Consider the following 21,572-nt stretch of genomic DNA (forward strand, 5'->3'; position numbering starts at 1 on the left):
GCTTTTTCTGCGAGCGCAGCAATGTTTGTAGTACTCCTCGTCGCCTCGATTGCTCCTGGTGTCGCCTTCCGAGTCCGCGCCTCGCTCGGGGGAAAGATCGTCACGGCGGGCATCTCGGGGTTGCTGGTCTACGCGTTAACTTGGTTCTCGTTGGCGCAAGTCGGTGGTTTCCCTCTAGCCGCGGGTTCAGTAACGGGCGCGACTTCTTTCCTTCTCTTGATATGCGTGCCGAGGCGCAGTTCCGACTGATCGGTGGTTGCCCGCGATGGTGAGCAGTGAGGCTCAAGCACCATGCCACCCGTCGGAATCGGGGACTCCGGTGCACGGACAGGCGCCGAGGTTCGGGACATACGAGTGAGAGGTTTCGTTCCGGTTCATCCGTTGAATCGACTATTCCCTTCCTGTGCAGGCATCCTCTAGATTCGATCCGTTGCCGCATTTTCGGCAGAGGCTCGAGGGCCGAGCGGGACAGCGTGAATGTTGCGCGCGCGACCTCCTTCACAGGGTGGGACGATGACGCGACGACGCGGGATGATGCGGGCGATGCTCGGCGGGATGGCGGCGTTCGCGCTCGCCCTGGGCGGTGCGACGACGGCGGCTGCCGCCGGACCGGAGGATGCCGCAGGGTCGGGCTCCATCAGCGGGGTGGTCACGCGCGAGGACGACGGCACTCCGCTCGAGGGCGTCACGGTCTCGGCAGGCGGGGAGGGGGCGGCCTGGGTATCGACGGAGACGGACGAGGCGGGAGCCTACTCACTGACCGGTCTGGCACCCGGCTCCCACCTGGTCTCCTTCACCCCCGAAGGCACCGATCTGAAGTCGGAGTACTGGGAGAACGCCGAGCGATGGGATGCTGCGACTCCGATCGTCATCGGCGACGGCACCGTCGTCGCGGGCATCGACGCCGCGCTGAGCGTGGGAGGCACGATCACGGGTGTCGTCACCCGCGAGGACGACAGCTCCCCGCTCGAGAACGTCTCCGTATCCGCTCTCGATGCGCACAATGAGATCGTCGGAATGACCCGGACGGATGCGACGGGTGAGTACCACCTCGGCGGTCTCCCCGATGGTTCGTACCGGCTGCGCTTCGGCTCTCCGGATCCGGAGCTGCTGTCCGAGTTCTGGGAGAACCAGTACCGGGGGGATTCCGGGACCGTCATCGCTGTCGTCAGCGGGCAGACGACCGCGGGCGTGGATGCGGCTCTCGCCGCCGCGGGGTACATCAGCGGCACGGTGACCAGTGGGGCCGACGGGCAGCCGCTGTTCTCCTCGGTGCTGGTCTACGACGTCGATGAGCGGTTCGACTTCGAGTTCAGCTATACGGAGGTCGACGGCGGCTACCGCGTCGCAGTTCCTGCGGGAACCTACAAGGTGCTCTTCCGTTCTTCCGGCCTGGCGGAGGAGTGGTGGAACGATGCGCCAGTCTGGGACGCTGCGACCGCCGTCACCGTCTCTGCGGGCGACGAAGTCGAGAGCGTCGACGCTGTGCTCGACGAGATCGCGACCGTCACCGGCACGGTGACGGTCGACGCCGGCGCAGCGTCGGAGATCCTCGTGGAAGCCTGGAGCGACGGCATCCAGGTCGCGAACAAGTATGCCGACCCGGCCACGGGCGCCTACTCGATGCTTCTCCAGAAGGGGACATACATCCTGAAGGCAACGGCCACGTTCACGGATGGCGCGACGGCCACGATCTCGCAGTTCTTCGACGGGGTCGAGACGGCTGCCGAGGCGACGCCGCTCTCCCTCTCCCCGGGTGACATCGTGCAGGGGATCGACTTCCTGCTCACGGCCGACACGGAGCCAGAGCCGACTCTCGTGCTTTCGTCCGGCGCCGCGCAGGCCGGAGGCGACATCACGGTCTCGGGAACCGGCTTCGCGCCGAGTGCCGAGATCACGTTCGAACTGCACTCCGACCCGATCGTGCTCGGCACGCTGACGGCAGACGCGGGAGGTGTGCTGAAGGGCTCGTTCACGATTCCGGCCAGTGCTCCGGCCGGCGCCCACACGCTGGTCGCGTTTTCCGGCGCGACCGTGGTCGCGACCGCGGCGTTGAACGTCACAGCCGCAGGGAGCACCGGTTCGGGAGGGGCCACCACCGGCGGAACCGGAGGTGCTCTCGCGAACACGGGCTCGGATGCGCCGGTCGCCGCAGCTGCGACCGCTCTGCTGCTGCTGCTCGCGGGTCTGACCCTCGTGCGGCGGCGCCGTCGGGTGCAGGTCTGAGGAGGAGCCACGCGGCCATGCACATTCATGGGGCGTGGGTACCGATTTCGCGTGGCCAAGCGATGGCCTGGTCAAGGGAATCCCTCGACCAGGGGTCCGGTATCTCCGCACAGATGGCCGCCAGGCTCGACCACGAACAAGTCCACGCCTTTGCGATCATGCCTCGTGATCGGGCCGGCGCCGATGTGGCAGATTTCGCGCGATCTGCGCAGCTCGGCGATGCCGATCTCCTTCTGGGGAGATTCCTTCGGAGTCTCTCCGCAATCTCGGACAGCATCCTCGTGGTCGACGACGATCTTGCGCGCCGCGGTGACCCGGGACTCGACGACGTCTCATTCATCGATGACCGAGTCATTCGTTGGAATGACCTGCAGTCGGGCCCCGACCGCCTGACGCGCCTCCTACGGACCGGAGCGTCGGGGTATCCGCTGAATGCCTTCATCTGCGGTGCTCAAGGTGGTCACGCCTTTCGCCCCCCAAGTGGTCCACTGTCCGAATCGGACGTCGAGCTGCTGGTACGCGAGGCGCGAGCCGTCATCCACTCGATCTACGACGCGGAATCGTTCCTGATCCTGGTCATCGACCAGGAGCTCAAAGAACTCTTGGAGACGCATACACACGCAGTCGACTCCGCACCGGAATCATGATCGACGGATACTCTCTCGTGCTGGCCAGCTCTGTCGGCGTGCGTGATGGAATGGCCCTCGAGCTGACCAGAGCTGGTGGCGTGATCATCGCTGAGGTCTATGAAGACGACTCCACCCGGGCGCGGACGGTGACCGTTTTCGAGCCTGACGTTCCGGTGGAGGCAATGGAGTGGCTCCTCTCGTCGGCACGAGAAATGCTCTAGGCGGAGATTCCGAGCATCCGCTCGATCACCTGCGCCACCCCGTCATCGTCGTTCGACGCGGTCGTCTCGTCGGCGGCATCCTGCACGACGGCCTCCGCGCCGGCCATGGCGACGCCGCGCCCGGCCCAGCGGAGCATCTCGACGTCGTTGAGCGCGTCGCCGAACGCGACGACGTCGGCGCGGTCGATGCCGAGGTGCGCGCACAGGCGTGCGAGCCCCGTGGCCTTCGTGACCCCCTCGGCCATGACCTCGACGAACGGCGCGCCCGACAGAGTGGCCTCGAAACCGGTGAGGCCGAGCGAACGCAGGGTATCGAAGAGTGCGGCGGCGGCGAGCTCGGGATGCCGGATCACGAACTTAACACTCGGTGCGGACACGACGTCGTCGAAAGCGACGCCGCCCATCGTCTCCGGGGCTCGCTTGTGATCGGTCAGGTCCGCGATCGCCGCATACCCTTCCTGCGCCACGAACGTCTCGCCGGCGTCGCGCACGCTCGCGAACAGCAGCCCGGGGATGCTGGCGCGCAGCGCCTCGGCGAGCGTGCGGATCGTGTCGGCGGGGAGTTCCTCGGCGAACAGCATCCGTTCGTCGGTCAGGTGCACGGCATACGCCCCGTTGCTGCACAGCGCCCAACCGTGGAACGCCGCATCTGCCGCGATCGCGCGCAGGCCGATCGGCTGGCGGGCGGTCACCGGGACGACGTGGATGCCGCGCTCACGAGCGGCATCCAGCGCCGTACGCGTGCGCGGGGAGACGTGCGATGAGGAGTCGAGAAGCGTGCCGTCGAGATCGGTGGCGATCAGGCGCATCGGATGTGTCCCTGAGCCTGTCGAAGTGTCAGGAGAAGATCATCGGCAGGTCGTCGTCGTCCTCGGCGCCGCCGAGATCGAGGTCGACGACCACGGGCACGTGGTCGCTGGGCTGCTCGCCCTTGCGCTCGTTGCGGTGGATCGACGCGCCCGTGACGGCATCGGCGAACGTGCGCGACCCGAGCACGAAGTCGATGCGGATGCCCTCGTTGCGCGGGAACTTCAGCCGCTGGTAGTCCCAGTACGTGTACCCCTCGGGGAGGAGCGGGCGCACGACATCGGTCACCCCGGCGTCTTCGAACGCGAAGAAGGCGGCGCGCTCGGGCGGCGAGACGTGGGTGGACCGGCCGACGACGATGTCGGGGTCGCCGTTGTCATGGTCGAAGGGGATGATGTTGAAGTCGCCGACCAGCGCGAGCGGCAGCTCGGGGTTCGCCGCGAGCTCGGCCGCCGTGGAGTTCCGCAGCGCCTCGAGCCAGTGCAGCTTGTAGGCGAGGTGCGGATCGTCGAGCGAACGGCCGTTGGGCACGTACAGGCTCCACACCCGCACGCCGTCGACCAGCACGCCCAGCGCGCGGGCCTCGAGCGGAGCATCCGGACCCTCATGCCCCTTCGCGAAGCCCGGCATCCCGTCGAATGCGGTGCGCACATCGGTGATCGGCAGCCGGCTCGCGATCGCGACGCCGTTCCACTGGTTCAGGCCGTGCACTTCGACGTGGTACCCGGCCTCTTCGAACGGGCCGTACGGGAACTGCTCCGGCTTGCACTTGATCTCCTGCATCGCCAGCACGTCGATGTCTTCGCGTACGGCGAATTCGACGGTGCGGGTGACGCGGGTGCGGATGGAGTTGACGTTCCAGGTGGCCAAGCGCATGCGTCCAGCCTAGTTGCGGGCTCCGACAGCGGTCGCCTGCTGCGCCTTCTTCTCGCGGCGCAGGCCGTGCAGCAGCGGCTCGGTGTATCCGCTCGGCTGCGCCGCGCCCTCGACGATCAGTCGCCGGGCCGCGGTGTAGGCGATTCCGGGCTCCTCACCCTCGGCGAACGCCAGTGGCTCGTACGCGGCGTCGCCGGCGTTCTGCGCATCGACGACCGGTGCCAGGCGCCGCAGGCTGTCGTCGATCTGCGCCTCGGTGATCACGCCGTGCGCGAGCCAGTTGGCCAGTAGCTGGCTCGAGATGCGGAGCGTGGCACGGTCTTCCATGAGGCCGACGCCGCGGATGTCGGGCACCTTCGAGACGCCGATGCCCTGATCGATCCAGCGCACGACGTAGCCGAGGATCGACTGCACGTTGTTGTCGATCTCGTCGGCGACGATCTCGGGCGTGAGGTCTCCCTCTCCGGCGAGCGGAGGCGTGAGCAGCACGTCGAGCGAGGCCTCGTCGAGGGCGGGCAGCGTCTCCCGCACCGCGAACGCGTCGACCTGGTGGTAGTGCAGCGCGTGCAGGGTCGCCGCGGTCGGCGAGGGGACCCACGCGGTCGAGGCCCCGGATCGCACGTGCGCGATCTTCTTCTCGAGCATGTCGTGCATGAGGTCGGGCTCGGCCCACATGCCTTTGCCGATCTGCGCGCGACCGCCGAGTCCGGCGGCCAGCCCGATCGCGACGTTGCGGGCCTCGTAGGCCGCCATGAACGGCTGCGCCTTGATCCCCGCCTTCGGCAGGAAGGGCCCCGCGTGCAGCGACGTGTGGATCTCGTCGCCCGTGCGGTCGAGGAATCCGGTGTTGATGAATACGACGCGATCGGATGCCGCGGCGATGCCGGCCAGGAGGTTCACCGACGTGCGGCGCTCCTCGTCCATGATCCCGATCTTCATGGTGCGCGCGGGCAGCCCGAGCAGCTGCTCCACGCGACCGAAGAGCTCGGCCGTGAACGCGACCTCGTCCGGGCCATGCATCTTCGGCTTGACGATGTACATCGAGCCGCTGCGCGAGTTGCGTCCGCGGTGCGGCCCCTCGAGTTCGGGGAGGGCGCCGAGGGCGGTCATGATCGCGTCGAGCATCCCCTCGAAGGTCTGCTCGCCGTGGCGATCGAGCACCGCGTCAGTGCGCATGAGGTGACCCACGTTGCGGACGAAGAGGACCGCTCGTCCCGGCAGCGTCAGCTCGCCGCCGTCGACCGCGCGGTAGGTGCGGTCGGGTGCGAGCTCGCGGAGGAACGTGCGCCCGGCCTTGGTCACCGACTCGGTGAGCGTGCCGTCCATGAACCCGCGCCAGTTGCGGTAGCCGAGGGCCTTGTCGTCGGCGTCGACGGCGGCGACCGAGTCCTCCAGGTCGAGGATCGCGGTGAGCGCGGACTCGAGCACGATGTCCTGCACCCCCGCCTCCTCGGTGCGCCCGATCGCGCCCTCGTGGTCGATCACGATCTCGGCGTGCAGGCCGTGGTGCCGCAGCAGCACGGCGGTCGGGGCGTCGGCCTCTCCGGTGAAGCCGACGAGACCCTCGGGTGCGGCGAGGCGTCGGTCGCCCCCGGGCGTCCGGATCACGAGGCCGTCCGCGTCGACGAGGTAACCGGTCGCATCGCGGTGCGAGCCCTCGGCGAGCGGAGCGATCTGGTCGAGGAACTCGCGCCCGCGAGCGACGACCGCGGCGGCGCGCACCGGGTTGTGCTGAGATCCCGGTGCCAGATCGCCGGTCTGGTCCACGGCGTCGGTGCCGTAGAGCGCGTCGTACAGGGAGCCCCATCGGGCGTTGGCGGCGTTCAGTGCGAACCGGGCGTTCAGCAGCGGCACGACCAGCTGCGGCCCGGCCATCGTCGCGATCTCCGGGTCGACATCCTCCGTCGTCACAGACACGGCATCCGGAACCGGGACGAGATAGCCGATATCGGTGAGCAGCGCCCGGTACGCGGCGGGATCCGGCGCTCCGGGGTTCGCGCGGTGGAAGTCGTCGATGCGCTGCTGGAGCTCGGCGCGTCTCTGCAGCAGCTCCGCATTCCGCGGGCCCAGATCATGGATGAGCGCACTCGCCTCGCGCCAGAAGGCCTCGGAGTCGCGTCCTGAAGCGGCGAGCGACGTCTCGGCGAACTCCACGATCGGCGCGGCCACCGAGAGGTCTGCTCGGGTGAGATACGAGGTCATGTGGGCATTCCTTCTCTTCGGGCGCCGAGGCGCTGCAGGGTCTCCAGGGCGATCTCCGCATCCTGGACGGGAGTTCCTCCGGCGACACCCAGTCCGCCGACGTGGTCGTCGCCGAAGAAGATCGGCACGCCTCCGTCGATCGTCGTGAGGGCGCCGCCGGTGCCCAGGGGCAGCGTGGTGCTGAGTGCTTCGGGGATCAGCCCGGTGCGCCGACGAGTGGATGCCGACGTCGCGGCCTTGCGACGGCTGGTCTCTGCGCTGTGCGGTGTGGCCCCGTCGGACATCCCGTAGGCGATGAGCGTCATCGAGGGATCGGCGACGGCGACGACGGTCTTCACGCCGTGGCTCTCGCCCACCTCCATCGCGATGGCGACGGCGCGGACGGCCGTCTCGTAGTTGATCGCGGCGATCTGGCGGTGGGTAGACATGACGTCTCCTCTTCTCGATCTCAACTATTCACACTGCGAATGTTAACTTTCGTATGACGGAATCCTATGTCATCGGGCGTCGCCGATTCAACCGCGCCTTCTACACTGGATGCCGTGACCGCACTCGACGCAGACCGCCAGACCCTTCTCGACCTGATCAAGGACGAGGCGGTGTTCCACGGCGACTTCACCCTCTCCAGTGGCAAAAAGGCGACGTACTACGTCGACATGCGCAAGCTGACCCTCGACCACCGCGCGGCTCCGGCGATCGGCCGCATCATGCTCGACCTCATCGGCGACCTCGACATCGTCGCCGTCGGTGGCCTCACGCTCGGCGCCGACCCGATCGCGAACTCCGTGCTGCACGCCTCGGTCGCCGCGGATCGCCCGCTCGACGCGTTCGTGGTGCGCAAGGAGCCGAAGGACCACGGCCGCGGCCGTCAGATCGAAGGCGCCGACGTCAAGGGCAAGCGCGTCGTCGTGGTGGAGGACACCTCCACCACGGGGCAGTCCGCTCTCAAGGCCGTCGAGGCGCTGCGCCGCGAGGGTGCCGAGATCGTCGCCGTCGCCGTGATCGTCGACCGCAAGACCGGCGCCCAGGCGGCGATCGAAGCCGAGGGCCTCGAGTGGCGCGCCGCCTTCGACCTCGACGACCTCGGGCTCGACCCCCAGTGACGCGCTACGCCCTGGCCGTCGATGTGGGCGGCACGAAGATGGAAGCCGCGCTCGTCGGCGAAGACGGCGTGCTCGTGCACGGAAGCCGCAGCCGCCGGGCGACCGGCAGGGATGCCACTCCCGCGTCGCTCGACGACGCGATCGCGACCGTGATCGCCCACGCTCTCTCCCGTCTCCCCGACGACGCCGAACTCGTCGGCGCCGGTATCGGCAGCGCGGGGCCGATCGACCGGAACGTCGGCCAGATCCTCCCGGTGAACATGCCTGCGGCCCGCGGATACGGTCTCGCCGAGGCGGTGCGCACAGCCGCCTCCGGCCTCCTCGGCCGGGAGCTGCCGACGGTCTTCGGCCATGACGGCGGAGCGCTCGCGCTCGCCGAGTCCTGGCTCGGTGCGACGAAGGATGCCCGTTCCTCGCTCTCGATCGTCGTGTCCACCGGCGTCGGCGGCGGGTTCGTGGTCAACGGGTCCTACATCCCCGGCGCCACCGGCAACGCCGGCCACCTCGGGCAGGTGCGCCGTGAGGGCGGGCTGACGCTCGAGGAGATCGCCTCCGGGCCCGCGAGTGCCGCCTGGGCGCAGCAGCAGGGCTGGAGCGGCGCGACCGGCGAGGACCTCGCTCGGGACGCCGCGGCGGGAGTCGCCATCGCGCGTGCCGCGATCGAGCGCTCGGCGAAGGCTGTCGGTGAGGCGTTGGCGGATGCCGCGACCCTCGTCGACCTCGACACGGTCGCCATCGGGGGAGGCTTCTCCCGCGTGTCCGACGACTACATCGAACTCGTCCAGCAGGCGCTCACCGCAAGCGCCGCGCACGAGTACTCGCGCAAGGCGCGCGTGGTGCGCTCGGGACTGGGCGACGAGGGTCCGCTCATCGGCGCTGCGGCGCTCGTGCTGCGCTAGCTGCTCGCGGTGACGAGGTGGCGGGCGGTCCTTCGAGCCTCGCGATCGCGATCTTCACTCCGGTGACCTCGTCGGCCAGGGCGTCGATGCGTGCGGTGAGCTTCTCCTCGACGGCGTCGATTCGTGCGGTGAGTTTCTCGTCGACGGCGTCGATTCGTGCGGTGAGTTTCTCGTCGACGGCGTTGATGCGGGTCGTGAGCTTCGTGTCGACCGCGTCGATGCGGCGCACCATCCAGGCGAAACCGGCGAACAGGCTCGCCCCGAGGGTCAGCACGATGCCGATCGCGCTGATGACGATCGTCAAGGTCTCCACGGACACGTACACGGCTCCATTCTGCGGCTCAGGTTCGGGATGTGCCAGCAGGTTATCGAAGAAACCGATATTCTCTGTGACCAGGAAAAATTCAGGCTCAGCGATCGTGGACGACGTGACGAATCTGCCTCGCTGTGGAGGAAAAGTCCCGCCGCTCAGTTCGTCGCGGAGGTCCTCTGCTGTGCCCCTGCGGCGATCAGCACCAGCACCGGGACGACGGCGCACAGCGCGGCCGAGATGATCAGGGTCGTGCTCGATGCCGGGTCGCGGCCGATCAGCAGCACAAGGCTCGGGACGAACGTGCCGCCGATCGCGCCGCATGCCACCAGGGCGCCCGTCACCGCGGCGCTGCGCACCGCATCGAGCCGATCGAGCGCGAGCCCGAGGATGAGGCCGTAGCTCGGGGCGAGCAGGACGACGGATGCCGCGAGGGCGACGAGTGCGCCGACGGGGGTGTCGCCGACGAGCACTCCGGCCGTGGCCATCAGGCCCGCGGCACCGATCGTGCCGGTGGCGAGGATCGCGACCGGTGGAACGGAAGCGCGGCGGAGGGCTGCCGCGACGAAGCGGCCCAGTGCCATCAGCGCCCAGAAGGCGGACGTGCCGAGGGCCGCGGCCGCGGGTTCGAGCGCCAGAGCCCGCTCGGGGATCACCGCCGACCATCCGGACAGCACGGTCTCGACGCCGACGTACAGCGGCAGGGCGACCGCGAACGGGAGCAGCGCCGTCAGCCCGCGCAGGTCTCGACGCGTCGGGGTGTCCGAGGCGGGTGTCGACGGCGCGCGCCCTCCGGCGAGCAGGACGATCGTCACGAGAGGGACGACGGCGAGGATGCTCAGCGCGGGCAGAGCCCCGGTTCCGGCGGCCACGGCGAGAGGGGTGACGGCGGCGCAGACGGCCACGGTCCCCATGAGTGCGCTCAGCAGCCCGGTGGCGCTGCCGGTTGCTGCGGCCTTCGCCGCGACGGAACCGGCCGCTTCGACCAGACCGAACCCGAGTCCGGCCAGGGCTGCCGCAGCGATGAAGACCGCGGGGTGGCCCGCCCACGCCGCGGCGAGGATCGCGCCGGCCTGGAGCGCGCTGCCGAGGATGAGTGCGGTCCGCGGAGGGCGCCGCACGAGCAGGGGGCCCGAGAGCAGCACGCCGACGAGGAGCCCGGCGAAGAGCGCGGGGACGGCGACGCTGAGCGCCGTCCCGATCGCCCGCTCGGCCGCCGGCAGCACCGCGGGGACGAAGGACGCCGTGACGCCGAGGCCCGCGAAGGCGGCGAAGAGCCCCGTGCGGTCGCGGCTGCTCGTCACGCGCCGCCCGCTCTGACGCGGTGCACGGCGGCGTAGGTGTCGCGGAGCGCCTCCATCGAGCGGTCGTAGTTCGACTGGGCGACGCCGATGAAGATGCAGTCGACGACCATGAGCTGGGCGATCCGGCTGCCGAGGGCCCCGGAGCGGAACCCGGTCTCCCTGGCCGCCGTGGTGAGCACGATGTCGGCCTGGTCGGCGAGGGGGGCTCCGGCGTGGTTCGTGATCGCGATCGTCGTCGCTCCCGCGCGGCGGGCGAGCAGGAGGAACTCGATCGTGTCGGTCGTCGAGCCGCTGTGCGAGACCGCGATCGCGACGTTGCCGGGACCGAGCGTGGCGGCCGATGTCCACGCGGCATGCGGGTCGGACCAGTCCAGGGCGGTCCGGCCGATGCGGGTGAGCTTGCGCTGCAGGTCGAGCCCGACGATCGAGCTCGCGCCGACACCGAAGATGTCGACCCTCGACGCGGAGGTGATCGCGTCGACGGCCGCGCGCAGCGCGTCGGTGTCGAGCACCTTGGCGGTGTCGGCCAGAGACAGCGTCTCGGCGAGCGAGACCTTCGCGACGATGTCGGCGAGGGTGTCGTTGCGGTCGATGTCACCCGAGACGTCGGGAAGCGCGGCCGTGTCGAAGGTCTCGCGCTCGACGTCGCGCAGCACGTGGTTGCGCAGCTCGCGCACATGGTCGTAGCCGAGCCGCTTGCAGAAGCGCACGACCGAGGTGGTCGAGGTGTCGCAGCGCTGCGCCAGCTCGGCGATGGAGAGCCCTGCCGTCTCGGCGGGGCTCGCGAGGAAGAGGTCGGCGATCCGCTGCTCGCTGGGGCGCAGCTCGGGGCGGATCGCGCGCATGCGCACGAGAACAGGGTGCCCGCCGGCGTCGTCGAGGGCGGCGTGATGGGGCATGGAGGTCTCCGATCGATGTTTCATAACACTAGAGGAACTTCTGTTACATAAGAAGTGACTTTCGTGTACTTTTGGTACCACCAAGACCGACGATGTTCGCGGGCGAGCAGGCGCAAGCGCCTCCCCGACGCCACGGCGACGCGTCCCAGCCAGCAGGAGGAATCAGCAATGAGCACAGCACGGCGGGCGTCACTGGGCGCTCTCACCGCGACGGGAGCCATCCTCGCCCTCGTCATGACCGGGTGCTCCGCCCCGGCATCCGATCCGTCCCCCTCCGAGGGTGCAGCCGGCGGCGATCTCGTCATCGGCGTCACCAGCGACCCGGACACCCTGTTCCCCTGGAAGGCCACGCAGTTCCAGGCCGTCAACGTCCTGCAGAACCTCTACGGCACGCTCACCGAGTTCGACGAGGAGCTCAACGTCGTCCCCGGGCTCGCCGAGTCCTGGGACGTCTCGGAGGACGGGCTCACCGTCACCCTCAAGCTCCGTGAGGGCGTAACCTTCGCCGACGGCAGCACCTTCGGATCCGAGGACGTGAAGTACTCGCTCGACGCGATCGCCCTCGAGGCCACCGCCGCCGTGGCGCGCAGCTCGCTGGCCTCGGTGACGGCCGTCGAGGCGACCGATGAGACGACCGTCACCCTCACGCTCAGCGCACCCGACGCCGCGCTCCCCGCCAACCTCGCCGTGATCAACATGGCGATGCTGTCCTCGGACGACACCGAGGAGGCGCTGAATACCACGCCGAACGGCACCGGGCCCTTCGTCCTCGAAGACCGTGCGCCGAGCCAGTCGCTCACGCTCGCGAAGAACGACGACTACTGGGGCGACGCCGCGCTGCTCGACACCGTCGAGTTCCGCGTCATCCCGGACGAGTCCTCGATCGTCTCGGCGATGCAGTCCGGCAACGTCCAGCTCGCCGTGTTCGACGACCCGCTGGTCGCCCAGACCGCCGAGGGCGCGAACGTCGAGGTCGCGACCACGCCGCAGCTGAGCTACCACGCCCTGCAGCTGAACGCGACGCGCGGCGACCTCGCCGACGTCAACGTGCGTCTCGCGATCCAGTGCGCGATCGACCGCCAGGAAGTCCTCGACACCGCCGCCCTCGGCGAGGGCGAGGTCACGGGGCCGATCACCTCTCCCGCGTACAAGTCCGACCCCGACGCGCGCCCGTGCCCCGAGCGCGACCTCGACAAGGCGGCGGAGTACCTGAAGAAGGCGGGCAAGGAGGACGGCGTCACGATCAACGCGATCGTCTCGCAGGGCGAGTACGCCACCTCGGTGAACGAGGCGCAGAACCTCAAGGCCCAGCTCGCCGACGCCGACATCACCCTCGAGATCGAGGTGCTCGAGTCCGGTGCGTTCGTCGACCGCTGGATCGCCGCGGACTTCGATGCCGCCGTCGCCCTCAACGGCGGACGCCCCGACCCCGACGGCATGTACGGCCGGTACTTCACCAGCACCGGGAACCTGAACAAGGTCGCCGGCTACTCCTCGCCCGAGCTCGACGCGCTGTTCGCCGAGGGCCGTCAGACGGCGGATGCCGACGAGCGCAAGGAGATCTACGCGCAGGTCTCCGAGAACCTCGAGGACAACGCCGCGTGGATCTGGCTGTTCACCAGCTACACCTACACCGCGACGGCGTCGTCCGTCGACGGCTTCGTTCCGATGGTGAACGGCTCGCTGCAGTACCTGCGGACGACCTCCATCAAGTAGCGGACGGAGGCGGCGCCGGCGTACGACCGGCCGGCGCCGCCTCCTCCCCGACGACAGGCAGCCTCACACTCGCATGTTCAGACAGATCCTCCGCAACACCGTGCTGCGCCGCATCCTCGCAGCCCTCGGCACGCTCCTCGGCGTGGCCGTCTTCGTCTTCCTGATGCTGCGCGCCATCCCCGGCGACCAGATCAGCTCGGGCCTCGGCACCGAGGCCGCCGCCCTCACACCCGCGCAGCGCGCCGCGCTCGAGGCCTACTACGGTCTCGACCAGCCGCTGTTCGTGCAGTTCTTCTCGTGGCTCGGCAACATCTTCACCGGCAACCTCGGCTTCTCGTCGCGGGCGCAGACCAGCGTGCTCGACCTCACGCTCGCCGCACTGCCGGTGACCTTCGAGCTCGCGATCTTCTCGATCGTGATCGCCCTCGCCATCGGCATCCCGCTGGGCATGCTCTCCGCCTCGAAGCCCGACTCGGTCCGCGACGGCTTCGGCCAGGTCGTCGGGCTCGCCGGGCTCTCGATCCCCGCGTTCCTGCTCGGCACCGCGCTCCTCGCGATCCTGGCCTCCTCGTTCGGGTTCAACCCCAACGGTCAGGGCTTCGTCACTCTGTTCCAGGACCCGCTGCTGAACCTCCAGCAGATGCTGCTCCCGTCGATCGTCCTCGGCTTCGGCATCGCCGCCCCGATCATGCGGACCACGCGCACCGCGGTGCTGGAGATCCGCGCCAACGACTTCATCCGCACCGCCCGGGCGAAGGGCGTGCCGCCGCGTCGCCTGCAGATCCGGCACGTGCTGCGCAACGCGCTCGTCCCCATCGTCACCATGACGGGCCTGCAGTTCGGCTACCTCCTCGGAGGTGCCGTCGTGGTCGAGCAGATCTTCTCGCTTCCCGGCATCGGCCGCCAGGTGCTCCTCGGCATCCAGCAGAAGGAGTACGCGCTCGTGCAGAGCACCGTGCTGGTGATCGCGCTCGCGTTCGTCATCGTCAACCTGCTCACCGACCTGCTCTACCGGGTCATCGATCCTCGGGTACGTGCCGCATGACCGACATCTCTCAGACCCCCGCCCTCGCTCCCGGTGGCGGGCGTACGATGGAGCGCGTCCGGCTGCTGCTGCGCAGCAGGAGCGGTCTCACCGGGCTCATCATCGTCGTCCTCCTCGGTGTGCTCAGCATCGTCTCGGCATTCGGACTGCTGCCGTTCGACCCGCTCGCGCAGGACCCGCCGTCGCGCCTGCAGCCGCCCTCGGGCGTGCACTGGTTCGGCACCGATCAGTTCGGCCGCGACGTGTTCTCCCGCGTCGCCGCCGGCGTCGCGAACTCCGCCCTCATCTCCCTCGTCGCCGTCGCCTTCGCCACGGTCGTCGGCACGGTGTGCGGTCTCATCGCGGGCTTCTACCGCGGCTTCTCCGACGGTGCGATCACGGCGGTCACGAACGTGCTCTTCGCGTTCCCGCCGCTGCTGCTCGCGCTCTCGCTGGCCTCGGTCTTCGAGCGCAACTGGTTCACGATCGCGGTGGCGATCGCGATCGTCTACGTGCCGATCTTCATCCGCGTGACCCGCGGTCCCGTGCTGTCGCTCCGCGAGGTCGAGTACGTCAAGGCTGCCAAGAGCACCGGGCAGAGCCGGATGGCCACGATGTTCCGTCACGTGCTTCCGAACATCACGTCGATCATCATCGTGCAGGTGACGCTCTCGCTCTCGTGGGCCGTGCTCACCGAGGCGTCGCTGAGCTTCCTCGGCCTGGGCACCCCGCCGCCGGCGCCGTCGCTCGGGTCGATGATCTTCGAGGCGCGCACGCTCGTGACGATCGCCCCCTGGACGATGATCGCCCCGGGTGTGATCGTGGTCCTGCTCGTCGTCGGTCTGAACCTGCTCGGCGACGGACTGCGCGACAGCCTCGACCCGCGGAACAGGGGGAAGCGATGACCCTGGAGGATCTCGGCGGACTCGCCACCGAGGCGAGCGACCCCCGGTACGCGGAACTCGACCGGATGAGCGTCGCCCAGCTCGCGCAGACTATGAACGACGCGGATGCGACGGTGCCGGGCGCCGTGCAGCGGGCACTCCCGCAGATCGTGCCGGCTATCGAGGCGACCGCCGAGCGCATGGCTCGCGGCGGTCGGCTCGTCTACGTGGGCGCCGGCACGCCGGGCCGCATCGGCGTCGTGGACGCCTCGGAGTGCCCGCCGACGTTCAGCACGCCGCCGGAGCTCGTCTTCGCGATCATGGCAGGCGGACCGGGAGCCATCGTGAACCCGGTCGAGGGCGCGGAGGACGACGCCGACGCCGGCAGCGCCGCGATCGACGAGGCGGGTATCGGCCCGCTCGACACGGTGATCGGCATCGCCTCCAGCGGACGCACGCCCTACGTGGTGGCCGCGATCCGGCGCGCGCGGGAGCGCGGCGCACTGACCGTCGGGCTGTCCTGCAACACCGGCACCGTGCTCAGTGCGGCGGCGGAGCACGGCATCGAGGTCGAGGTCGGCCCCGAGGTGCTCTCCGGGTCGACGCGCCTCAAGTCGGGTACCGCGCAGAAGCTCGTGCTCAACATGTTCTCGACCATCGTCATGGTGCGGAACGGCAAGGCCTACGGCAACCTCATGGTCGATCTGAAGGCGACCAACCACAAGCTCCGCGAGCGCGCCACCCGCATGGTGCAGTCGATCGCGGGCGTCGATCGGGATGCCGCGGTCGGCGCGCTCGAGACGGCGGGCTACGACGTGAAGATCGCGTCGATCATGCTCCGCCGGGGCGAGGACCTCGCCGCGGCCACCGCACGGATCACCGCCGCCGACGGTCGGCTGCGGACAGCACTGGAGGAGAACTGATGCGCGTCCTGGGACTCATCTCCGGCACCTCGCACGACGGGATCGATGCATCGGTCGTGGACTTCACGATCGACGGCGATGGGTCGTCGACCCGGGGCGTCCACCTCCGCGGGAGCGTGCTCGCCTCGACGAGCGTCCCGTACACCCCCGAGCTGCGCGCCCGGCTGATCGCGGCGCTTCCGCCCGCGCAGACCACGCTCGCCGAGGTGGCCGAGCTCGACACGCTCATCGGGCAGGCGTTCGCCGAGGTCGCCGCCGACATCTCCGCCGAGGTCGGCGGCGTCGACGCGATCTGCTCGCACGGACAGACCGTGTACCACTGGGTCGACGGCGCGCATGCGCTCGGAACGCTGCAGATCGGACAGCCCGCCTGGATCGCCGAGCGGGTGGGCGTACCCGTCGTCTCCGACATCCGCATCCGCGACATCACGGCCGGCGGCCACGGCGCTCCGCTGGTCTCCTTCCTCGACGAGCTGCTGCTGCGCACACACGCCGGCGTCTCGGCCGCCCTGAACCTGGGCGGCATCTCGAACATGACCGTGGTGCGCCCCGACGGCCTCGTCGCGTACGACATCGGTCCGGCGAACGCGCTCGTCGACGCGGTCATCGTGGAGCACGGGCTCAACCCGCTCGGCTACGACGACGACGCCCGGATCGCGCGCACGGGCCGCGTGGACGACGCCCTGCTCGCGGCGCTGCTCGCCGACCCGTACTACGCGCTGACTCCGCCGAAGAGCACGGGCAAGGAGCACTTCCACCTCGGCTACGTGCTCGAGCACCTCGCGGTGCAGGGGCGCGAGATCGCGGTCGAAGACGTCGTGCGCACCCTCACCGAGCTCACGGTGCAGACCGTCGCCCGCGACGTGGCCGCGGCCGGCATCGAGTTCCTCGCGGTGTCGGGCGGCGGATGCCGCAATCCGCTGATCCTCGACGGACTCCGCGCCGCTCTGCCGGGCACGCGGGTCGTCCTCGCGGACGAGCTCGGCGCCCCGGCCGACAGCAAGGAGGCGATCCTCCTCGCGCTGATCGGCTGGTGCACGATGCACGGCGTCTCGGCCATCGTCCCCGGCGGGACCGGGGCCAGGGAGCCGCGCATCCTCGGCACGATCACCCCGGGCGCCGGCCCGCTCGTGATGCCGCAGCCGGTCTCCGGCATCGACTCTCTGAGCCTCGCGGAGGCCGCGGCATCGTGAACGTCGAGGTGCGCCCTGCGACCCCGGACGACCTGTCCGGGGTGCTCGGCGTGTTCCTGGGATGCTGGCGAGAGAGCTACCGCGGCATCCTGCCGGCATCCGCGATCGACGCCATGACCGATGAGCGCGCGGAGGCGCTGTGGGGACGGGTGCTGGCCGATCCGGTCGGCGAGGTGCTGGTGGCCGAGCGCGACGGCGAGGTCGTCGGTCTGACCCGCTACGCCGTGAGTGACGGCGAGGCGGCGGTGCACTCCCTGTACGTCTCGCCGCGCACGCACGGCGGCGGGGTCGGCACCGCGCTGCTGTCGGCCGCCGGCGAGGCGCTCCGCGCGGCCGGAGCGGATGCCGCCACCCTCTGGGTCTTCGCGGCGAACGCACCCTCCATCGGCTTCTACGAGTCCCGCGGCTGGCATACCGACGGAGCGACCCGCACCCAGTCCGACTTCGGCGAGCCGGAGCAGCGGATGCGCAGGGAGTGGGCATGAGCGTCGTGGAGCGGATGCGCGTGCTGCGGGTGTCGTCGCCGCTGGTGCGGCCCTTCGTCACGGCGGTGCGCCGCACGGATCGCCTCGACGTCGTGCTCGTCGAGGCGACCGATGCGGACGGCCGCGTCGGCTGGGGCGAGGCGGCGGTGAGCTGGCGGGTCACGGGGGAGAGCCCGCAGAGCGTCGCCGCCGCCGTCGCCGGTCCGCTCGGTGACATCGTCGGCGGACGGGGAGCAGGGGACCCCGCGCTGGCCGACGACCTCGCGCGGGCGATCTGGGGGAATGCGGCCGCTCGCAGCGCGGTCGCCTGCGCGGTCGCGGATCTCGCCGCGCGGCAGCGGGGGCTGTCCGTCGCGGAGGCGCTTCTGGGGAACGGCGCGACGGCGCCGTCGCGCCTCCGCACGGACATGACGCTGTCGACCGCCGCCCCCGCGGAACTGGCGGAGCAGGCCATCGCGCACGTCGCGGCGGGGTTCGGCTGCCTCAAGATCAAGGCCTCGGCCGATCACGACACCGTGGCGGGGCTGCGGGCGGTCCGGGCGGCCGTCGGGGCTGAGGTGTCGCTGCGGATCGACGCGAACCAGGCGTGGGACGTCGCGACCGCGATCCGCATCATCCGCACCTGCGAAGACGAGGGACTCGGCATCGAGCTGGTCGAGCAGCCCGTCGCGGCGCCCGACATCGAGGGCCTTGCGGGGGTCACGGCCGCGGTCGGCACCCCGATCATGGCCGATGAGGCGGTGCGCACCGAGAGTGATGTCCGGGTGATCGCCGAACGCGGCGCCGCCGACCTGGTCAACATCAAGCTGGCGAAGACCGGCGGGCCGGCCGAGGCCGTCGCCGCGGCCCGCGCCGCTCGGGAGCACGGACTCGGCGTCGTGTTCGGCTGCATGATGGAGTCGCCGGTCGGCGTCACCGCCACCGCGCACCTCGCCGCGGCCCTGGCCCCCGAGGTCGTGCACGATCTCGACGCGGCGCTCTGGCTCCAGCGGTCGCCCGTCACGGGCGGCATCCGTTCCGAGGCTGACGTGCTCATGCTCGGAGACGGGTGCGGTCTCGGCATCGACGCGCTCGCGTCCGACGCCGACGCCGATGTCCTCGCCGACATCCGGGTCCACCAGGGGGTGTGCGCATGAGCGCCGCGCAGGCCGTCGAGGCCGTGATGGCAGAGCGCTCCGCTCCGGCCGGGGTCGTGGTCGGCATCACGTCGCCCGCTGGACGCGACGTGGCCGCGGGTGGTCGTGCCGACCTCGCGGGAACGCCGATGACGGTGGAGACCGCCTTCGACATCGCCTCCGTCACCAAGGTGGCCGCGACCACGACGGCCCTTCTCGGGCTGGTCGGCCGCGGCGAGCTCCGGTTCGACGACCTCGTCTCGCGGTTCCTCCCGGGAACCGCGTGCGCGCCGCGGACGACGCTCCGCCACCTGCTGCAGCATCGTGCCGGTCTCTGGGAATGGCAGCCGCTCTACCTGGACCCGCGCGACCCGGTCGCCGCCATGGATGCCCTGCCCCTGCGCTACGGACTCGACGAGGGGCGCCACTACTCCGATCTCGGCTTCCTGCTGCTCGGCCGCATCGTCGCCGCCGTCACGGGCATGCCGCTCGACGCCGCCGTCCGCGATCTCGTGACCGCGCCGCTCGGGCTCGACCGCACGGGCTTCGGGCCCGTGGCGCCGCCGGTCGCCTCGACCGCGGTCGGCGACATCGCGGAGCGCCGTATGGTGGCCACGGGCGAGCCCTACCCGATCCTCACCTCGCGTCGCCACTTTGCCTGGCGCGAGGAGGAGATCACCGGTGCGGCGAACGACGGCAACTGCTTCCACGCCTTCGGCGGGATCGCCGGGCACGCGGGACTCTTCAGCACCGCCGACGACCTGCTCGCCTTCGGCGCCGCCCTCGCCGATCCCGGGCAGCACGCCGATCTGTGGAATCCGGATGCCGTCGCCGACCTGTTCCGCGACGGACCCGACCCCGGCCAGGCGCTCGGCTGGCGCAGCGACACGGTGCGGGTCGACGGCCACGAGCAGCGGATGCTGTGGCACCCCGGCTTCACCGGCTGCGCCCTCGGCATCATCCCCGGCGCATCGACCGCCGTCGTGATGCTCGGCAACCGCCTCCTCGCGGCCGAGCCTGCCACGACAGAGACCCTGTGGCGATCGGCTCTCCCCGCACTCCTGGGCGACCAGGCATCCCGTGACACCGCGACTTCCCGTGAAACCGAAGGAACGAGAACACCATGAGCAACACCGAGCCCGTGCTGAGCATCAAGGGCCTCGCGGTCGCCTTCCGGACCGGCTCCGAGCTGGTCACCGCGATCAGCGACGTCAGCATCGACGTCGCCGCGGGAGAGACGGTCGCCGTGGTGGGCGAATCCGGATCCGGGAAGTCCACGACGGCCGCGGCCGTCAACCGGCTCCTCCCGGACAACGGCATGATCACCGCCGGCAGCATCCGCTTCGACGGGCGCGAGCTCACCGAGCTGGGCGAGAACGCGATGATCTCGCTGCGCGGCGCGGGGATCGGCCTCGTCCCGCAGGACCCGATGTCGAACCTCGACCCGCTCATGCGGGTCGGAGATCAGATAGGCGAGGCTCTCGAGGTGCACGGCCGCACGACGGGCGACGCCACGACGGCCCGCGTCGTCGAGCTGCTCGAGATGGTGGGGATCGCGGATGCCGCGAACCGCGCGCGCCAGTACCCGCACGAGTTCTCCGGCGGCATGCGCCAGCGCGTGCTGATCGCCATGGGGCTCGCCTGCACGCCCCGGCTGCTCATCGCCGACGAGCCGACCTCCGCGCTGGACGTCACGGTGCAGCGCCGCATCCTCGATCAGCTCGACGAGCTGACCGACGAGCTCGGCACGGCCGTCTTCCTCATCACGCACGACCTGGCGCTCGCCGCCGAGCGGGCGGACCGCATCGTCGTGATGTTCCGCGGGAAGATCGTCGAAGAGGGCACCTCCGCGGAGGTGCTCGGCAACCCGCAGCACGAGTACACCCGGCAGCTCCTCGCCGCAGCCCCCAGCCTCGCGTCGCGCCGCGATCCGCTCCCGCTCCGCGAGACGGTCGCGTCGGAGACGCCGTTCGTCGAGGTGCGCGACCTCCGCAAGGAGTTCGCGCTGCGCTCGCCGAAGCCGGGGGAGCCGCAGACCTTCACCGCCGTCGACGGCGTGAGCTTCTCGATCCGCCGCGGCACGACCGTGTCGATCGTGGGGGAGTCGGGCTCGGGCAAGTCGACGACCGCGAACATGGTGCTGGGACTCGAGGACGTCACCTCGGGATCGATCCTGTTCGACGGTCTCGACCTGACCGGTCTGCGGCGCAAGGAGCTCTTCGCCCTGCGGCGGCGCGTCCAGCCGGTGTTCCAGAACCCCTACGCGTCGCTCGACCCGCGGTACACGGTCGAGCAGTCGATCGCGGAACCGCTGCGCGTGCACCGCATCGGCACCGCGGCCACCCGGCACGCCCGGGTCCTCGAGCTCCTGGAGCAGGTCGCCCTTCCCGCGGCGATGGCCGAGCGCCTGCCGCACGAGCTCTCCGGCGGACAGCGGCAGCGCGTGGCCATCGCCCGGGCGCTCGCTCTCGAGCCGGAGCTCGTGGTCCTCGACGAGGCGGTGTCGGCCCTCGACGTGCTGGTGCAGGCGCAGATCCTCGACCTGCTCGCCGACCTCCAGCGCCGCCTCGGGCTCAGCTACCTGTTCATCAGCCATGACCTCGCGGTCGTGCGGATGATCTCCGACGAGGTGCACGTCATGCAGCGCGGCGTCGTCGTGGAGAGCGGAACGCCGGAGCGCATCTTCGACGATCCGCAGCATCCGTACACGAAGGAGCTGCTGGCGGCGATCCCGGGGGCCTCGCTCGCCTCCTGAG

21 protein-coding genes are annotated in these 21,572 nt (G+C 70.2%); 14 read left to right on the forward strand and 7 right to left on the reverse strand.

What is annotated here, in order from left to right:
• Positions 1–513 precede the first annotated feature (513 nt).
• From MRBLWH11_RS07325 to MRBLWH11_RS07335, 3 genes are all read left to right on the forward strand, one after another.
• Entirely contained in the window at positions 514–2,226 is a 1,713-nt protein-coding gene (locus tag MRBLWH11_RS07325) for a carboxypeptidase-like regulatory domain-containing protein (protein WP_341947340.1), read from the forward strand.
• 113 nt (positions 2,227–2,339) lie between these two features.
• Complete coding sequence (locus MRBLWH11_RS07330) at positions 2,340–2,873, forward strand: hypothetical protein (protein ID WP_341947341.1); 534 nt, start codon at positions 2,340–2,342, stop codon at positions 2,871–2,873.
• Positions 2,870–3,076, forward strand: a complete 207-nt coding sequence (locus MRBLWH11_RS07335; protein ID WP_116633772.1) for a hypothetical protein — start codon at positions 2,870–2,872, stop codon at positions 3,074–3,076. The genes MRBLWH11_RS07330 and MRBLWH11_RS07335 overlap by 4 nt, the downstream gene beginning before the upstream one ends.
• Here the strand turns inward: MRBLWH11_RS07335 and MRBLWH11_RS07340 are convergent.
• Genes MRBLWH11_RS07340 through MRBLWH11_RS07355 form a run of 4 tightly spaced genes read right to left on the reverse strand, consistent with a single transcriptional unit; the run spans position 3,073 to position 7,389 of the window.
• Positions 3,073–3,885, reverse strand: coding sequence for an HAD family hydrolase (locus tag MRBLWH11_RS07340; protein WP_341947342.1), 813 nt, complete (start codon positions 3,883–3,885; stop codon positions 3,073–3,075). The genes MRBLWH11_RS07335 and MRBLWH11_RS07340 overlap by 4 nt on opposite strands.
• A gap of 28 nt (positions 3,886–3,913) precedes the next feature.
• Positions 3,914–4,759 (reverse strand): exodeoxyribonuclease III, encoded by an 846-nt coding sequence (locus MRBLWH11_RS07345; protein WP_341947343.1) that lies wholly within the window; start codon positions 4,757–4,759, stop codon positions 3,914–3,916.
• Positions 4,760–4,768: 9 nt separating this feature from the next.
• Positions 4,769–6,961, reverse strand: coding sequence for a malate synthase G (locus tag MRBLWH11_RS07350; protein ID WP_341947344.1), 2,193 nt, complete (start codon positions 6,959–6,961; stop codon positions 4,769–4,771).
• On the reverse strand, positions 6,958–7,389 hold the full coding sequence (locus tag MRBLWH11_RS07355) for a heme-binding protein (RefSeq protein WP_116633776.1): 432 nt from the start codon (positions 7,387–7,389) through the stop codon (positions 6,958–6,960). The genes MRBLWH11_RS07350 and MRBLWH11_RS07355 overlap by 4 nt, the downstream gene beginning before the upstream one ends.
• Positions 7,390–7,455: 66 nt before the next feature.
• On the opposite strand from MRBLWH11_RS07355, the gene pyrE reads away from it, so the two are divergent.
• Positions 7,456–8,064, forward strand: a complete 609-nt coding sequence (gene pyrE / locus MRBLWH11_RS07360) for an orotate phosphoribosyltransferase (protein ID WP_341947345.1) — start codon at positions 7,456–7,458, stop codon at positions 8,062–8,064.
• Positions 8,061–8,963 carry an ROK family protein gene (locus MRBLWH11_RS07365; protein WP_341947346.1) on the forward strand — a complete coding sequence of 301 codons (903 nt, stop codon included), beginning with the start codon at positions 8,061–8,063 and terminating at the stop codon, positions 8,961–8,963. Before pyrE ends, MRBLWH11_RS07365 begins: the two co-directional genes overlap by 4 nt.
• On the opposite strand, the gene MRBLWH11_RS07370 is transcribed toward MRBLWH11_RS07365, so the two are convergent.
• From MRBLWH11_RS07370 to MRBLWH11_RS07380, 3 genes are all read right to left on the reverse strand, one after another.
• Entirely contained in the window at positions 8,932–9,288 is a 357-nt protein-coding gene (locus MRBLWH11_RS07370) for a hypothetical protein (protein WP_341947347.1), read from the reverse strand. The genes MRBLWH11_RS07365 and MRBLWH11_RS07370 overlap by 32 nt on opposite strands.
• A gap of 143 nt (positions 9,289–9,431) precedes the next feature.
• Entirely contained in the window at positions 9,432–10,577 is a 1,146-nt protein-coding gene (locus tag MRBLWH11_RS07375; protein WP_341947348.1) for a hypothetical protein, read from the reverse strand.
• Positions 10,574–11,476, reverse strand: a complete 903-nt coding sequence (locus tag MRBLWH11_RS07380; RefSeq protein WP_116633780.1) for a MurR/RpiR family transcriptional regulator — start codon at positions 11,474–11,476, stop codon at positions 10,574–10,576. The genes MRBLWH11_RS07375 and MRBLWH11_RS07380 overlap by 4 nt, the downstream gene beginning before the upstream one ends.
• A 168-nt stretch (positions 11,477–11,644) precedes the next feature.
• Here MRBLWH11_RS07380 and MRBLWH11_RS07385 point away from each other — a divergent pair, with 168 nt between their 5' ends.
• The 9 genes from MRBLWH11_RS07385 (at position 11,645) to MRBLWH11_RS07425 (ending at position 21,571) form a co-directional block, all read left to right on the forward strand.
• Positions 11,645–13,192, forward strand: a complete 1,548-nt coding sequence (locus tag MRBLWH11_RS07385) for an ABC transporter substrate-binding protein (RefSeq protein ID WP_116633781.1) — start codon at positions 11,645–11,647, stop codon at positions 13,190–13,192.
• A gap of 73 nt (positions 13,193–13,265) precedes the next feature.
• Complete coding sequence (locus tag MRBLWH11_RS07390) at positions 13,266–14,237, forward strand: ABC transporter permease (protein WP_116633782.1); 972 nt, start codon at positions 13,266–13,268, stop codon at positions 14,235–14,237.
• Positions 14,234–15,121, forward strand: a complete 888-nt coding sequence (locus MRBLWH11_RS07395) for an ABC transporter permease (protein WP_341947349.1) — start codon at positions 14,234–14,236, stop codon at positions 15,119–15,121. The genes MRBLWH11_RS07390 and MRBLWH11_RS07395 overlap by 4 nt, the downstream gene beginning before the upstream one ends.
• Positions 15,118–16,023, forward strand: a complete 906-nt coding sequence (murQ, locus tag MRBLWH11_RS07400; protein ID WP_341947350.1) for an N-acetylmuramic acid 6-phosphate etherase — start codon at positions 15,118–15,120, stop codon at positions 16,021–16,023. Before MRBLWH11_RS07395 ends, murQ begins: the two co-directional genes overlap by 4 nt.
• Positions 16,023–17,216, forward strand: a complete 1,194-nt coding sequence (locus MRBLWH11_RS07405) for an anhydro-N-acetylmuramic acid kinase (RefSeq protein ID WP_341947351.1) — start codon at positions 16,023–16,025, stop codon at positions 17,214–17,216. The genes murQ and MRBLWH11_RS07405 overlap by 1 nt, the downstream gene beginning before the upstream one ends.
• Positions 17,213–17,701 (forward strand): GNAT family N-acetyltransferase, encoded by a 489-nt coding sequence (locus MRBLWH11_RS07410; RefSeq protein WP_341947352.1) that lies wholly within the window; start codon positions 17,213–17,215, stop codon positions 17,699–17,701. Before MRBLWH11_RS07405 ends, MRBLWH11_RS07410 begins: the two co-directional genes overlap by 4 nt.
• The gene (locus MRBLWH11_RS07415) at positions 17,698–18,837 is read left to right on the forward strand and encodes an enolase C-terminal domain-like protein (RefSeq protein ID WP_341947353.1); all 1,140 of its coding nucleotides are present in this window, start codon (positions 17,698–17,700) and stop codon (positions 18,835–18,837) included. Before MRBLWH11_RS07410 ends, MRBLWH11_RS07415 begins: the two co-directional genes overlap by 4 nt.
• Positions 18,834–19,943, forward strand: coding sequence for a serine hydrolase domain-containing protein (locus MRBLWH11_RS07420; protein WP_341947354.1), 1,110 nt, complete (start codon positions 18,834–18,836; stop codon positions 19,941–19,943). Before MRBLWH11_RS07415 ends, MRBLWH11_RS07420 begins: the two co-directional genes overlap by 4 nt.
• Positions 19,940–21,571: an ABC transporter ATP-binding protein gene (locus tag MRBLWH11_RS07425; protein WP_341947355.1), complete on the forward strand. Its 1,632-nt coding sequence runs from the start codon at positions 19,940–19,942 to the stop codon at positions 21,569–21,571. The genes MRBLWH11_RS07420 and MRBLWH11_RS07425 overlap by 4 nt, the downstream gene beginning before the upstream one ends.
• Position 21,572 lies beyond the last annotated feature (1 nt).

This window comes from Microbacterium sp. LWH11-1.2 (assembly GCF_038397745.1).
Taxonomy (GTDB): Bacteria; Actinomycetota; Actinomycetes; order Actinomycetales; family Microbacteriaceae; genus Microbacterium.